14 protein-coding genes and 1 pseudogene are annotated in these 13,852 nt (G+C 71.0%); 13 read left to right on the top strand and 2 right to left on the bottom strand.

Going from position 1 to position 13,852, the window contains the following annotated elements:
* The first annotated feature begins 76 nt into the window (after positions 1-76).
* From JWR81_RS32905 to JWR81_RS32875, 7 genes are all read left to right on the top strand, one after another.
* Positions 77-928 carry a carbohydrate ABC transporter permease gene (locus JWR81_RS32905; RefSeq protein WP_297661735.1) on the top strand — a complete coding sequence of 284 codons (852 nt, stop codon included), beginning with the start codon at positions 77-79 and terminating at the stop codon, positions 926-928.
* Entirely contained in the window at positions 921-1,802 is an 882-nt protein-coding gene (locus JWR81_RS32900; RefSeq protein WP_297661733.1) for a carbohydrate ABC transporter permease, read from the top strand. The genes JWR81_RS32905 and JWR81_RS32900 overlap by 8 nt, the downstream gene beginning before the upstream one ends.
* A gap of 48 nt (positions 1,803-1,850) precedes the next feature.
* Positions 1,851-3,374, top strand: coding sequence for an ADP-ribosylglycohydrolase family protein (locus tag JWR81_RS32895; RefSeq protein WP_297661731.1), 1,524 nt, complete (start codon positions 1,851-1,853; stop codon positions 3,372-3,374).
* A gap of 185 nt (positions 3,375-3,559) precedes the next feature.
* Complete coding sequence (locus tag JWR81_RS32890) at positions 3,560-4,714, top strand: Gfo/Idh/MocA family oxidoreductase (RefSeq protein WP_297661729.1); 1,155 nt, start codon at positions 3,560-3,562, stop codon at positions 4,712-4,714.
* On the top strand, positions 4,711-5,907 hold the full coding sequence (locus tag JWR81_RS32885) for a dihydrodipicolinate synthase family protein (protein ID WP_297661726.1): 1,197 nt from the start codon (positions 4,711-4,713) through the stop codon (positions 5,905-5,907). Before JWR81_RS32890 ends, JWR81_RS32885 begins: the two co-directional genes overlap by 4 nt.
* Positions 5,897-6,778, top strand: coding sequence for a sugar phosphate isomerase/epimerase (locus JWR81_RS32880; RefSeq protein WP_297661724.1), 882 nt, complete (start codon positions 5,897-5,899; stop codon positions 6,776-6,778). Before JWR81_RS32885 ends, JWR81_RS32880 begins: the two co-directional genes overlap by 11 nt.
* A gap of 121 nt (positions 6,779-6,899) precedes the next feature.
* Positions 6,900-7,931 carry a LacI family DNA-binding transcriptional regulator gene (locus tag JWR81_RS32875; RefSeq protein ID WP_297661721.1) on the top strand — a complete coding sequence of 344 codons (1,032 nt, stop codon included), beginning with the start codon at positions 6,900-6,902 and terminating at the stop codon, positions 7,929-7,931.
* A 52-nt stretch (positions 7,932-7,983) separates the two neighbouring features.
* Here the strand turns inward: JWR81_RS32875 and JWR81_RS32870 are convergent, their stop codons facing one another.
* Positions 7,984-8,793: an SGNH/GDSL hydrolase family protein gene (locus JWR81_RS32870; protein WP_297661719.1), complete on the bottom strand. Its 810-nt coding sequence runs from the start codon at positions 8,791-8,793 to the stop codon at positions 7,984-7,986.
* 268 nt (positions 8,794-9,061) lie between these two features.
* Here JWR81_RS32870 and JWR81_RS32865 point away from each other — a divergent pair, with 268 nt between their 5' ends.
* Positions 9,062-9,493 carry a MarR family winged helix-turn-helix transcriptional regulator gene (locus JWR81_RS32865; protein ID WP_297661717.1) on the top strand — a complete coding sequence of 144 codons (432 nt, stop codon included), beginning with the start codon at positions 9,062-9,064 and terminating at the stop codon, positions 9,491-9,493.
* A 207-nt stretch (positions 9,494-9,700) separates the two neighbouring features.
* Here the strand turns inward: JWR81_RS32865 and JWR81_RS34635 are convergent, their stop codons facing one another.
* Complete coding sequence (locus JWR81_RS34635; protein ID WP_367278896.1) at positions 9,701-9,943, bottom strand: UBP-type zinc finger domain-containing protein; 243 nt, start codon at positions 9,941-9,943, stop codon at positions 9,701-9,703.
* Between the two features lie 258 nt (positions 9,944-10,201).
* On the opposite strand from JWR81_RS34635, the gene JWR81_RS32860 reads away from it, so the two are divergent.
* The 5 genes and pseudogenes from JWR81_RS32860 to JWR81_RS34630 form a co-directional block, all read left to right on the top strand.
* A complete protein-coding gene (locus tag JWR81_RS32860) occupies positions 10,202-11,107 on the top strand; it encodes a LysR substrate-binding domain-containing protein (RefSeq protein ID WP_297661715.1) in 906 nt (301 codons plus the stop codon).
* A 110-nt stretch (positions 11,108-11,217) separates the two neighbouring features.
* Positions 11,218-12,402 carry an acetyl-CoA C-acyltransferase gene (locus JWR81_RS32855; protein WP_297661713.1) on the top strand — a complete coding sequence of 395 codons (1,185 nt, stop codon included), beginning with the start codon at positions 11,218-11,220 and terminating at the stop codon, positions 12,400-12,402.
* A gap of 32 nt (positions 12,403-12,434) precedes the next feature.
* Positions 12,435-13,169 (top strand): beta-ketoacyl-ACP reductase, encoded by a 735-nt coding sequence (locus JWR81_RS32850; protein WP_297661710.1) that lies wholly within the window; start codon positions 12,435-12,437, stop codon positions 13,167-13,169.
* Between the two features lie 101 nt (positions 13,170-13,270).
* Positions 13,271-13,405, top strand: a complete 135-nt coding sequence (locus JWR81_RS32845) for a hypothetical protein (RefSeq protein WP_297661708.1) — start codon at positions 13,271-13,273, stop codon at positions 13,403-13,405.
* Between the two features lie 232 nt (positions 13,406-13,637).
* A pseudogene (locus JWR81_RS34630) lies at positions 13,638-13,852 on the top strand (NDMA-dependent methanol dehydrogenase); the annotation flags it as partial.

The raw sequence follows: 13,852 nt of genomic DNA, 5'->3' as shown, positions 1-13,852 counted from the left end.
GCGCGGGTCCGTCGCGCAGGCTTCCCCACCGCGCCGTCGCCGGCGCCGGACTGCACACCGCGTTCCCTACTGGCTGATGTCGCCCAGCTTCGCGCTGATGGCGGTGGTGACCTACCTGCCGCTGCTCCTTGCGGTGCTCATCAGCCTGACGGCGCTGAACCAGTTCACCATCGGGGACATGAGCTCGGCGCGTGGGGTCGGCGCCCGCAACTACCTGGACGTGCTGAACCCGTCCAGCTCGTTGTCGATCCTGGGATCGCTGCGCACCAGCGTGCTGTTCAGCGTCCTCAGCACGGTCGTCGCGACGCCGCTGGGGATCGGCGCGGCCCTGCTGGTGAACCAGCGGTTCCGGGGACGGGCCGTGCTGCGGACGGTGATGCTGCTCCCGTTCATCCTGCCGGCCTTCGGCAGTGCGCTGATCTGGCGCCTGATGTTCCAGACCGGCACCGGTGCCATCGACCAGCTCATGCGGGCGACCGGGCTCGGGGACGGCGACACCCTGTGGCTGATCGGCCCGAACTCGTTCTGGGCGCTGGTGATCACCGGGATCTGGACCAGCTGGCCGTTCGTCTACATCATGGTGCTGGCGACGCTGCAGTCCATCCCGCACGAGTACTACGAAGCCGCCGTGGTGGACGGTGCCGGCGCGATCCGACGCTTCTGGTCGATCACCCTCCCCTCGATCCGGCCGACCCTCACCCTGGCGGCGTGCCTGACGACGATCAGCCACTTCAACAACTTCACGCTGCCCTTCATCCTGTTCGGGAGCCCGCCGCCACCGCAGGCCAACGTGCTGCCGATCACCATCTACACGGCGTCGTTCACGTCGTTCGACTTCGGGCACTCCACGGCGATCGCCGTGGTCAACCTGCTGGTGCTGCTGGTCCCGGTCGCCTACTACCTGAGGAGGGCCGGCTCCGATGACTGACGCCGCTCTGATGCTCCGCGCCCGGCCCGGCAGGCGCGCCGGCGCCCGATGGCTCCTGCACGCCGGGGCCCTGGTCTTCGGGCTGCTGGCCCTGGTGCCCGTCGCGTACATGGTGCTGGTCTCGTTGCAGCCCACGGACATCGCAGGGAGCACGTTGTCGGTCGGCCACCTGACGCTGCGGGCCTTCGCGGACATCTGGAGCATCATCGACCTGGCCGGCAACCTGGAGAACAGTCTCGTCGTCTCCACCTGCACCGCCGTGGCCTCCTCGATCGTCGGGTTCGGGGCGGCCTATGTGCTGTCGCGGTTCCGGTTCCGGTTCCGCGACACGCTCCGGCTGTCGTTGCTCGCCTCGTACTCGACGCCGGGGATCGTGCTGATGATCCCGCTGTACACGATCTACGTGCAGATCCAGAACATGATCGGCGTCAGGCTGATCGGATCGACGCCGGTGCTGATCCTGACCTACATGTCGTTCAGCCTGCCGTACACGATCTGGATGCTGAGCGGATATCTGTCGACCATCCCGCTCGAGCTGGAGGAGGCGGCGGCGCTGGACGGCGCCAGCCGCCTGCAGACGCTGCGCAAGGTGGTGTTCCCGCTGGCTCGGCCGGCGATCGTGGTCACCGCGATCTTCGCGTTCGTCCTGGCGTGGAACGACGTGCTCTTCGCCAGTGTCCTGACCTCGGACACCACGCAGACGGTCGGGGTGGGCATCCAGGCGTTCGCCAGCGCCTCCGCCGACGGCGCGCTGCCGCAGTGGAACAACCTGATGGCGGCCAGCCTCGTGACGTCCCTGCCGCCCGTCGTGGTCTTCATCCTGATCCAGCGCTACCTCATCAGCGGCCTCACGGCGGGCTCCGTGAAGGGCTAGCCCTGTTCCCCTTGCCTCCCCCCGCCGAACCCGAGCCGGAGAAACACCATGACCGACGACGTCGCCCCGTCCGCCCCCACGATCGACCGCTACCGGGACAAGGTCCTGGCCTGCTGGTTCGGCAAGGCGGTGGGCGGTTCCTTCGGGCAGTCCTTCGAGGGACTGGACGGGCCGATACGGGCCGACTACTACGTGCCGGTCCCCGATGCGATGGTGCCCAACGACGACCTGGACATGCAGGTCGTCTACGCGGCGGTGCTGTGCGGGCTGGAGAAGCCGCGGGTGGACCGGCACGTCCTCGCGCAGGCCTGGCGTGAGCACATCCGTTTTCCCTGGTGCGAGTACGGGGTCGCCAAGCGCAACCTCGCCGAGGGCCTGGTCCCGCCGTTCACCGGATCCTTCGACAACTGGTACACCTGCGGCGAGGGAGCGGTGATCCGCACGGAGCTGTGGGCCTGCCTGGCTCCGGGGGAGCCGGAGCGGGCGGCGGCCTACGCCTACGAGGACGCCTGTTTCGACCACGCAGGGGACGGGATCTGGGCGTCGGTGTTCATGGCCGCTCTTCAGTCCCACGCCTTCGTCGAGAGCGATCCCGACCGGCTGCTCGACGCCGCGTCCGCGCTGCTGCCCGTCAGCAGCCGGATCCGCCAGGTCGTGCACGACACCCGGGTGTGGGTGTCCGCGGGACTCGGGTGGGAGGAGGTGATGGCGCTGATCCTCGACCGGTACCGCGCCACCGATTTCACCGACACCCGGATCAACACCGGCTTCGTGGTGCTGGGCTGGCTGGCCTCCGGGGGCGACTTCCACACCGCCATCACCATCACCAACGGGTGCGGAGCGGACACCGACAGCACGACGGCCTCGGTCGGTGCGCTGATGGCCATCATCGACCCCGACACCATTCCGGAGAGGTGGCTCGCCCCCGTCGGCCGCGATCTCGTGCTCAACCCGGAGGTCGTCGGCATCGCGGCACCGGCCTCGGTGGACGAGTTCGCCGATCAGGTGGCGGGCCTGCGCGACGCCCTGGTCGGTGTGTGGCCGGAGCCGGACGAGACCGCGGAGTTCGACCCGTCGGTCTACGCGATACCGGTGACTGTGGGCTGGTCCTCGCCCTACGGCCAGATCTGGGGCCAGCGTGACATCTCCTCGCTGCCGCCGCAGGGTGCGCCGGAGCCGCCGATGCCGGAAGGCGCCCGGGAGCTGACGGTGCCGGGCACCTGGGTGCGGTGGCCACGCGAGGAGTTCGAGGACCTGATCATGGTCGTGCGCTACGCGATCGACCTCGACCGGCCCGTCGAGGCCCGGGTGATGTTCAACTGCTCCGAGGACATCCGGGTGTGGTTGGACGGGGAATGGTTGCTCGGCAGCCAGCCGTCGATGATCATGCCCACGCAGCACCGGCCGCCGATGGGGCAGGGGGCCGACGTGTCGCTGGCCGCGGGCCGGCACACCCTCCTGGCGACCATCCGCAAGCCCCCGCCGGCCCGCGACCACGCCGAGTGGATCGTCGCGGTGGCCGAGCACCCCGGCCTGGAGTGGGTGCCGAACGCCTTCCGGCCGCCCCGCTGAGCCGCGGTCCTGCGCACCTTGACTGCACACCGGGCCGTCGGCCAGGATGGAATGCGCATTCCGCACCGGTATCCCGGCTGTGCGCGCAGCATCGTCCTCGGTCGGCCTGCCGGAACCGACGCCGACGACGGGCCGCCGGAGCGGCCGGCACGGCTTCCGTAGATCGTCCCTGGAGAGAAGGAAGAATGAGCCAGCCGAAGACCCTGCGGATCGCGATGAACGGCGTCACCGGCCGGATGGGCTACCGCCAGCACCTGGTCCGGTCGATCCTGCCGTTGCGCGACGACGGGGGAGTGGAGCTGCCGGACGGGAGCCGGGTCGGGATCGAGCCGGTCCTGGTCGGGCGCAACGCCGACAGGGTCCGCAGGATCGCCGACGCGCACGGCATCACGCAGTGGACCACTGATGTCGACGCGGTGATCTCCGACCCGTCGATCGACATCTACTTCGACGCGCAGGTCACCTCGCGGCGGAGCGCGGCGCTGACGGCGGCCATCAAGGCGGGCAAGCACATCTTCACCGAGAAGCCCACGGCCGAGACCCTGAGCGAGGCCGTCGAGCTCGCGCGGCTGGCGCAGGACGCGGGCGTGGTGGCCGGAGTGGTGCACGACAAGCTCTACCTACCCGGTCTGATCAAGCTGCGCAGGCTCGTCGACGAGGGGTTCTTCGGCCGGATCCTGTCGTTGCGCGGGGAGTTCGGGTACTGGGTCTTCGAGGGCGACGGCCAGCGCAGCCAGCGGCCGAGCTGGAACTACCGGGCCGAGGACGGCGGCGGGATCGTCGTCGACATGTTCTGCCACTGGAACTACGTGCTGGAGAACATCCTGGGACCGGTGCAGGCCGTCACGGCCCGGGCCGTCACCCACATCCCGCAGCGGTGGGACGAACAGGACCAGGCCTACGCCGCCACCGCTGACGACGCGGCCTACGCGATCTTCGAGATCGAGGGCGGCGTCATCGCCCAGATGAACTCCTCCTGGGCCGTCCGGGTGCACCGCGACGAGCTCGTCGAGTTCCAGGTGGACGGCACGCACGGCTCGGCCGTGGCGGGCCTGCGCGAGTGCGTGGCGCAGCAGCGGGCCCACACCCCGAAGCCGGTGTGGAACCCCGATCTCCCGGTCACCGAACCCTTCCGCTCCCAGTGGCTTCCGGTACCCGCCAACGACGACCTCGGCAACGGTTTCAAGATGCAGTGGGAGGAGTTCCTCCGCGACGTCGTCGCCGGGCGCCCGCACCGGTTCGGCCTGCTCTCGGCGGCCCGGGGTGTGCAGCTCGCGGAGCTCGGACTGCGGTCCTCCGCCGAGGGCCGGCGTCTCGAGGTCCCCGAGGTGACGCTGTGAGCACGCCCGCGACGGCGGTACGCCCGTCGGTGGCAGCCGCCGTGGACCTTCCGGCGCCGCGGCCGGCGATGCTCTGGACGCGTCCCACCGGCCCGATCCGCTCCCGCGTGGCCTACGCGGCAGCACACGTCGTGCCGGTCGTCGACGCCGACAACGCACCTGGTGCCCCTGCGGTGCTGGACTGGGACGTGACCCTCGCCTACCGCCACGAGCTCTGGTCGTACGGCCTGGGCGTCGCCGACGCGATGGACACGGCCCAGCGCGGCATGGGCCTGGACTGGGCCGCCACCCGCGAGCTGATCCGGCGCAGCGGGGCCGAGGCCGCGGCCGTCGGGGGAGCTCTGGCCTGCGGCGCGGGCACCGACCAGCTGGACCGGGCCATGATCCCGGACGGGCCCGCTGGTCTCCGCTCGGTCGAGGCGGCCTACCGCGAGCAGGTCGAGGTGGTCACCGAGGCCGGCGCGACCGTCATCCTGATGGCGTCGCGCGCACTCGCCGGTGCCGCCCGTGGGGCCCAGGACTACCTGGAGGTGTACTCCCGGCTGCTGAGCGAGGCCGACAGGCCGGTCATCCTGCACTGGCTCGGAGCCATGTTCGACCCCGCGCTGTCCGGCTACTGGGGCTCGCACGACCTGCCCACCGCGACCGCCACGGTGCTGGACCTGATCCGGGCGCACCCGGAGAAGGTCGACGGCATCAAGGTGTCACTGCTCGACGCCGGGCACGAGAAGGCGTTGCGGGCCGCGTTGCCGGCGGGCGTGCGGCTCTACACCGGGGACGACTTCAACTACCCCGAGCTGGTGGTCGGGGACGACGAGGGCCACTCCGACGCCCTGCTGGGCATCTTCGCCGCCATCTATCCCGCCGCCTCGGCCGCCCTGCAGGCCCTCGACGCCGGTGACGCCACCCGGGCCCGGCAGATCCTCGACTCCACCCAGGCCCTGGGGCGGCACATCTTCTCGGCGCCGACCTTCTACTACAAGACCGGTATCGCGTTCCTGTCCTGGCTCAACGGCCGGCAGCCGGGGTTCTCGATGGTGGCCGGCCTGCAGTCGGGCCGGTCGGTGCCGCACCTCGTCACCGTCTTCCGGCTGGCCGACGAGGCCGGGCTGCTGCTCGACCCGGATCTGGCCCGGCACCGTCTGCGGTCCCTGCTGGCGGTCAACGGGATCGAGGTCGGCCATGGCCACTGAGGACTCGGGGCCCGGCGACCCCCGGCTGGCCCGGCTGTCGCTGAACACGGCCACCACGAAGAACTGGACGCTGGCCGAGGCCGTCGACGGGGCCGTCCGCGCGGGGATCCCGGCACTCGGCGTCTGGCGCGACCGGGTCGCGGAGGTGGGCGTCCGGCGGGCTGCCGCGATGATCGCGGACGCGGGCCTGCGTGTCTCCAGCCTGTGCCGTGGCGGGTTCCTCACCGCTGCGGGCGCCGGCGGCGTCGACGCGGCTCTGCAGGACAACCGGGCCGCCATCCGGGAGGCCGCGGTGCTGGGCGCCCGTGAGCTCGTCATGGTGGTGGGCGGGCTGCCCGACGGCGACCACGACCTGGCCGCGGCCCGGCGGCGCGTCGCCGAGCGGATCGCCGAGCTGGCACCGATCGCGGCCGACCACGGCGTCCGGCTCGCCCTGGAGGCCCTGCACCCGATGTACTGCGCCGACCGCGCCGTGCTCTCCACCCTGGGCCAGGCCCTCGACCTCGCCGCCCCGCATCCCGCCGACACCGTCGGCGTCGTGGTCGACACCTTCCATGTCTGGTGGGATCCCGAGCTGGAACGCGGTATCGGCCGCGCCGGACGCGAGGGACGGATCGCCTCCTACCAGGTGTGCGACTGGATGCTTCCGATCGCGCAGGACGCGTTGCTGTCCCGCGGGATGATGGGCGACGGCCACATCGACTTCGGGGCCGTCGGGGGTTGGGTCCGGGACGCGGGCTACGCCGGCGATGTCGAGGTGGAGATCTTCAACGCCGACATCTGGGCCGCCGACGGGCACGCCGTACTGGCCACGCTCACGCGGCGCTACCTCGAGCACGTGCTGCCCCCGCTCGACCGCATCGCCCCGTGAGCCGCGGATCAGCCGCCCGCGGACGGCGCCGCCGGTCCGGAGAGGACGACGTCCGGGGCTGTCGGCCGGGTGACCTGGCACGATTGCGATACTGACGACGGCGAGGGGGGTGAGGTGCACCATGCGGGCGGTGACGCTGCAGGAGGTGGCCCGGCATGCCGGGGTGTCCCAGGCGACCGCGTCGCGCGTGTTGAACGGCTCGCTGCGCGTCCCCGGCCCAGGGGTGGCCGAGCTGGTGCGCAAGGCCGCCGCGGAGCTCGGGTACGTCCCGAACGCGCAGGCGCAGGCCCTCGCACGCTCGTCCAGCGGGCTCATCGGGCTGGTCGTGCGCGAGATCTCCGATCCGTACTTCTCCTCGATCGCCCGTGGCGTGCAGCGCATCGCCCGGGAGCACGACCGGCACGTGCTGCTGTCGTGCACCGAGGCCGATCCGGCCGGTGACCTCGACGCCGTCACCTCGTTCATCTCGTTGCGCGCCGACGCACTGATCATGGTGGGATCCCGGTTCATCGGCCGCCGCGCGCACGATCGGCTGCTCAACTCCGAGTTGAAGCGCTACACCGAGATGGGCGGGCGGATGGCCGTCATCGGTCAGGCCACACCGCTGGCGAACTCCGTGGTGCCGCAGAACCGCGAGGGGGCCGCCGCGCTCGCCGACGCCCTCGTCAAGCAGGGGCACCGCCGGTTCGCCGTCTTCACCGGGCCGACCGAGCTGCAGACGGCGGTGGACCGGACCGTCGGCTTCACCGAGGCGCTCCGTCGCCACGGTCTGGAGCCGCTCGCGACGGTGCCGAGCGCGTTCACCCGTGACGGCGGCTTCGACGCTGCGCGCCGTCTCGTGGCCGAGCTCGGGCTGGCCCGGGGCGGCGACGGCCTCTGCATCTTCGCGGTGAACGACGTCATGGCCATCGGGGCCATGGCAGGCCTGCGTGACAGGGGGCTGCGGATCCCGCAGGACGTCCAGGTCGCCGGGTTCGACGACATCACCACCGTCCAGGACCACGTGCCCGCGCTCACCACCGTCCGCCTGCCGCTGGAGAGCATGGGGGAGACGGCCGTGCGGCTGGTCCTGACCGAGGCCACCCGCGGCGGTGCCCGATCGACCACGGTTGTCGGCGAGGTGGTTCTTCGCGACAGCACCCGCCGCCGCTGAGCGCCCATCGGTGGCGGGTGCTCCGGCCCTTGCTGTGCTCGCCGGGCAGTGTTCAGGAGGATGTCCTGAGCAGAGCGGGCAGATACCCCAGTGCCTGTCCGGCGATGTTCGGGTGATAGCTGTCCGATGTCGGTACGGTCGGTGGGTTGATCCAGCGCAGCAGGACCGCTGCGCAGGTCCCGTGGGCGTTGAACCGCGGTCGGACATCGACGAAGGTGGCCTGCGCTGCAGTGGCGCGCTCCTGGATGACCGAGTCGAGCAGGTCGGTGCCGGCGTCGATCGCCGTTCTGGCCGCCGCCGGTGGTAAGCCGGCCGCGTTGCAGGCGCCGGACCCGAAGAGGTGCGGGTAGCCGACCACGACCAGCTCGGCGTGTGGCGCCCGGGTGTGGATCATCGCGAACATGGCGTCGAGGCTCCCCGGAAGCACCTGCTGGATCGCGGCGTCGCCTGCTGTCACCGCGGCTGCGCACTGTGCGGGTGTGCCCGCTGAGCACGCGGCCAGGACCGGGGTGAAGCCGACGTCGTCTCCGCCGACGGTGATCGTGACCAGGCTGGCGTCCTGCGGCACGCCGGCGATCTGGCTGCTGCGGACGTCGGCCGTCGTCGCGCCCGAACAGGCGAGAAAGGTGAGAGTCCGTCGCCGGAGCGGGGCGGCCAGTGACGGGTAGGCCAGCGGGCTGCGTTGGCAGGCCCCGCTGGACGGCTGGTAGACGCGGGTGCCCACACCGGATGAGTAGGAGTCACCGAGCGCCGCGTAGCCGGAGCGGTCGACCGGCGGTGCTGCGGGCACGGCCAGAGCAGCCGGCGCAGCAAGAACGAACCCTGCAAGGGCGACGGCCGTGATCACGAGCAGTCGTTTCATGGCCAGGACCTCCACGGCGGCCTAGACCTTCGGGATGTTCGGTCGTGCCCCGCGCAACTGTCCCCGACTGAAGACGAGCCCACACCCTGGCATGGCGTGGGATCAGCGGCAAGCACGATGAGTGCGGGGCCGTCCGGTTTGAAGGTGGCGGAGATGCCGCCGAGCGACGTGAAAGGGTGCCCCGGTGAGTGACGCGACACCGACCACCGGAGGTCCGTCGGGTCCACCGCGCCCGGACGGCCAGGGTGGTGAGCTGGTGGACGCCGTCATGACCGCCAGCCGCGTCCTCGTGGCGATCGCCGCGCGATCCCTGGCCACGGCCGGGGACGTCACGCTCCCGCAGTACCGAGCCCTGGTGGTGCTGGCCAGCCGGGGTCCGCAGCGGTCGATCGACCTCGCCGTCGCGCTCGGGGTCAACCCGTCCTCGGCCACGCGGCTGCTGGACCGGCTCTCCCGCGCCGGGCTGATCCGCCGCACGCGCGTGCAGGCCGATCGACGGTCGTTGCGGGTGGCGCTGTCACCGGCCGGGCGCGATCTCGTCGCCCAGGTCACGCAGCGGCGTCGCGAGGAGGTCGAGCAGCTGCTGACCGCGCTGCCGCCGGAGCAGCACGACCTCGTCATCACGGCCCTGCGCGCCATCGCCGACGCCGCGGGGGAGGCTCCTGAGCGCGATCTCGCCGTCGGTCTGGGCTGGGGCTGAAGGACCTCCGGCCGACACAGAACTGGTAGGGCGCAACTGGTTCCCGCCGGTCGTGGTGACTACCCTCGACATGTCAAGCGGTTCCAGACCCCAGCCGGCCGAGCGGCATCATCGACGAAACCGTGGTCACCGTGGCCCACAGAGTCGCAGCCCATCGACGAACCGGTCCGCCGGCGATCACGAGGGCCCCTCCGGGCGGCGAGCCTGTCAGACAGCGCACCGATGGACGTGACACCACTGCAGGCGCGACGCCGGGGGTAGCCGGACGGCGACGGGGTGGTCGGTCTCCTCGTAGTGAGCTCGCGCGTGCTGGTTGGGGGAGCCGCCCGAGCAGGCGACCCAGCCGCAGGTCAGGCACACCCACAGCTCCGCCCAGCCGTCGCCGCGCTCCCGGCACGGCGCGCATCCCGTCGAGGACGGCCTGGCGCCGAGGTGATCGATGGCATGCATGCATCGGACGGCCCTTCCGGCGTGGTTACCGCGCGGGGTCCCTCGTGGCATCGCGCTCCTCCTCGTCCTCCGCCGGATCGCACGCGGTCCCGGCAAGGGAACGCCTGGCGACCGCGGCGCGAAACGACCAACATGTGCAGCGGTCATCACCCCGGGTGATGAGCGGCATCGCCACGTCGACGGCGGAGTGCTTGCCCACCCCGCAGCGGCATCACCGTGGCGGCGCGCCCGCACGGCAGGACTGAGTGGGGAGAGCGCATGGAGCTCCGGCAACTCCGCTACTTCGTCACCCTCGCCGAGGAGCTGCATTTCGGCCGGGCCGCCGCACGCGAGCACATCGTCCAGTCCGCGCTGAGCCAGAGACTGCAGCGGCTGGAACGGGAGCTGGGTGTCACCTTGGTGGAGCGGACGACCCACCACGTGCAGCTGAGCGCGGCCGGCGCCGTCTTCCTGATCGACGCTCGGCAGATCCTCGCTCACGTCGAACGGGCCGCGGCAGCAGCGCAGCAGGCTGCTCGGTCGACGCCCTCCTTGCGGGTCGGGGTCGTCGATGCCAGCTACGACTCGATGTCGTTGATCCTGCACGAGGTCCAGCATCAGTACCCCGACCTGGAGATCCACCAGATCGAGGCCGGTGTGCCGGAGCAGTTCGAGCGGCTGGTGGGCGGACGGCTCGACGTGGGAATCGGGCGGGCGTCGCTGGCACCACCGACCGTGGCCTCGACGCTGTTCCGACTGGACCCGCTCGGAGTGCTCGTCGCCGAGGGCCACGCCTTCGCGGCGCGGTCCGACGTCCCGGTCGCGACGCTGGCCGCGGAGCCGCTGCTGCTCTCCGAGGAGGACCGAGCCCCCGAGTTCAACCAGTTCGTGATCGAGCTGTGCCGCTCGGTGGGGTTCATACCCACCCTGTACAGCGGGACGGTCGACAGCATCCTGGCTGCGGTCGACCTGGTCGTGCAGCAACGCTGTGTGCTCTGTGCACCGTCCTCGTGTGTACCGACGCCGGCGGGGATCGTGTGGCGCCCCCTGGTCGCCCCCTTGTCGCGCTATCCGTGGTCGGTGCTGTGGCGGGCGGGCGACTCCTCCGAACATGTCAGCGCCCTCGTCCGTGCCGCCCGCACCCTCTCCCGGGAGCTCGGCTGGCTGCAGCCCTCGGCGGGCTGATCCCGCTCCCGGGCGTGTTATCGGCGTCCGTGATGAGCCGTGCTCCGATCCGCCCTTTCCCGCTGCCACCGGGCGGAGTGTCCTGGTGGCCACACGGAAGGGAGTTCCCCATGGCGGGAACGGTCATCGTCGGCGGCGCTCGAACGCCGATCGGCAAATTGTCCGGCTCGCTGAAGAACTTCACGGCGATGGATCTGGGCGGGATCGCGATCGCGGCCGCCATGGCGAACGCCGGGACCACCGGCGACCAGGTCGATCACGTGATCATGGGCCACGTCATCCAGGCAGGCGCCGGCCAGGCTACCGCCCGGCAGGCCGCGGTCAAGGGCGGCATCCCCATGACCGTGCCCGCACTGACGGTGAACAAGGTCTGTCTGTCCGGACTGAACGCGATCGCCCTCGCCGACCAGCTGATCGGCTGCGGCGAGTTCGACGTCGTGGTCGCCGGCGGCATGGAGTCCATGACCAACGGCCCGTACCTGCTGCAGAAGGCCCGCGGCGGCTACCGGTACGGCGACTCCGAGATCATCGACGCGACCGCGCACGACGCCCTGTTCTGTTCGTTCGACCAGCGCGGAATGGGCGCGTCCACCGATGTCTACAGCGCGGCCAAGGGCATCTCCCGCGCCGAGCAGGACGACTACGCGGCGATGAGCCACGACCGGGCCACCACCGCGCACAAGAACGGGCTGTTCGACCCCGAGATCACGTCGGTGCCGGTGCCGCAGCGGAAGGCGGACCCGCTGCTGGTGACCGAGGACGAGGGGGTGCGCCCCGGGACCACGGCCGAGAGCCTCGCCACCCTGCGTCCCGCATTCGGCCCCGACGGCACGGTGACCGCAGGGAACGCCTCGCAGCTCTCCGACGGCGCCGCGGCCGTGGTCGTCATGAGCCGGGCCATGTCCGAGCGGCTGGGGCTCAGCGTCCTGGCCGAGATCGGCGCCCACGGGACCGTGGCCGGTCCCGACGCGTCGCTGCTGTCGCAGCCGTCACACGCCATCGCCGCAGCGCTGGGCCGCCAGCACCTGTCGCCGTCCGACGTCGACCTCTTCGAGATCAACGAGGCGTTCGCCGCAGTGGCCGTCCAGTCGATGCGCGACCTGGGAACCGGTCCGGCCGTGGTCAACGTCAACGGCGGGGCGATCGCCATGGGCCATCCCGTCGGCGCGTCCGGTGCCCGCCTCGCGCTGCACCTCGCCCTCGAACTCGGCCGGCGCGGCGGCGGCCTCGGTGCAGCCGCCCTGTGTGGTGGTGGCGGTCAGGGCGAGGCCCTGCTGCTCCGTGTCGATGCCTGACTCCGGCCACACACCTCACGAAGGGTCTCGACATGGCTGACATGAACGGGCAGGTCGCGCTGGTCACCGGCGGCATCCGGGGAATCGGGGCGGCGATCTGCGACCGGCTCGCCGCCCGGGGGATGACCGTCGCCGCCGGCTACTCCCGCGACAAGGAAGCCGCCGACCGGTTCCTGGAGTCGCATCGCGGTTCCAGCGTGCACCAGGGCAACATCGGCGCGGTGGAGGACTGCGAGCGGGTCGTCCAGGAGGTACTCAACCAGCACGGACGCCTCGACGTCCTGGTCAACAACGCCGGGATCACCGCCGACAAGACCGTCCGCCGGATGACCCCGGGGGAGTGGGACCGCGTCGTCCAGGTCAACCTGTCCGGCGCCTTCTACCTGTCCCGGGCGATCCTGCAGCACATGCTCGACCGCGGGTCCGGGCGGATCGTCAACATCAGCTCGATCATCGGCGAGTCCGGCAACATCGGGCAGGCCAACTACGCCGCCGCCAAGGCAGGCCTGTTCGGGCTGACCATGAGCCTCGCTCAGGAGACGGCCCGGAAGGGCATCACCGTCAACTCCGTCGCGCCGGGCTACGTCTCGACCGAGATGGTTGCCGCCGTCCCGCAGGACGCCCTCGACCGGGTCATCGCCAAGATCCCCGCCGGTCGCCTCGGCGAGCCCGACGAGATCGCCAGGGTCGTCGAGTTCCTCGCCGACCCGGAGTCGGGATTCATCACCGGCCAGATCTACTCCGTCAACGGCGGCCAGTACATGTAGCCCCGGGGAGACCTGACCTCACCTGGCGCATTCCTCTCCTCGAGAGCGAGTGATGGCGGACAACGCCGAGGTGGAGACTGCCGGCCGACGGCGTGCGGAAGGTGGCGTACGTCGATCTGGGCGCCCACCACGGCGACGGCCTGGAGGCGGCGCTCCACACCTCGACCATCTCGATCCCCGGTGACAGCACGAACGACGGCGACGAACGTGCCGTCTCGTGTTATCGGCGCCCGTGATGAGTCGTGCTCCGATCCGCCCTTTCCCGCTGCCATGATGCGCGGTTACCTGAGCCGACCGGACCACACCCGGCGCGCACCCACCGCCCATCGACGGCGAGTACACGAGGGTGAGGTCCGAGCACCTGTCCCGGACCCGGAACGACCGACGGTGCGACGGACCACTTGCAGAGGACCGGCCTGAGCCTGGTCAGCACCGCTGTGCACGTCTCCTATCGCCGAAAGGGCTGCCATGCAGGTCGACGAGCTACTCAAACCGTTTCCCATCAAGGAGTTCCATCCGATGCCCCGGGCGCTGCTCGGCCCGGGATCACACGAGATGATCGGTCCGGAGGCCCTCAAGCTGGGCTTCAAGAAGACGCTGGTGATGACGTCCGGCCTGCGCGGCTCGGACATCGTGCACAAGATCGTCGAGTCGATGAAGTACCACGGCCTCGAGGTGGTCGT

The organism is Pseudonocardia sp. (assembly GCF_025965585.1).
Lineage (GTDB): Bacteria > Actinomycetota > Actinomycetes > Mycobacteriales > Pseudonocardiaceae > Pseudonocardia.
The sequence above is the reverse complement of the archived record's forward strand: the minus strand, read 5'-3'. Positions and strand labels throughout refer to the sequence as shown.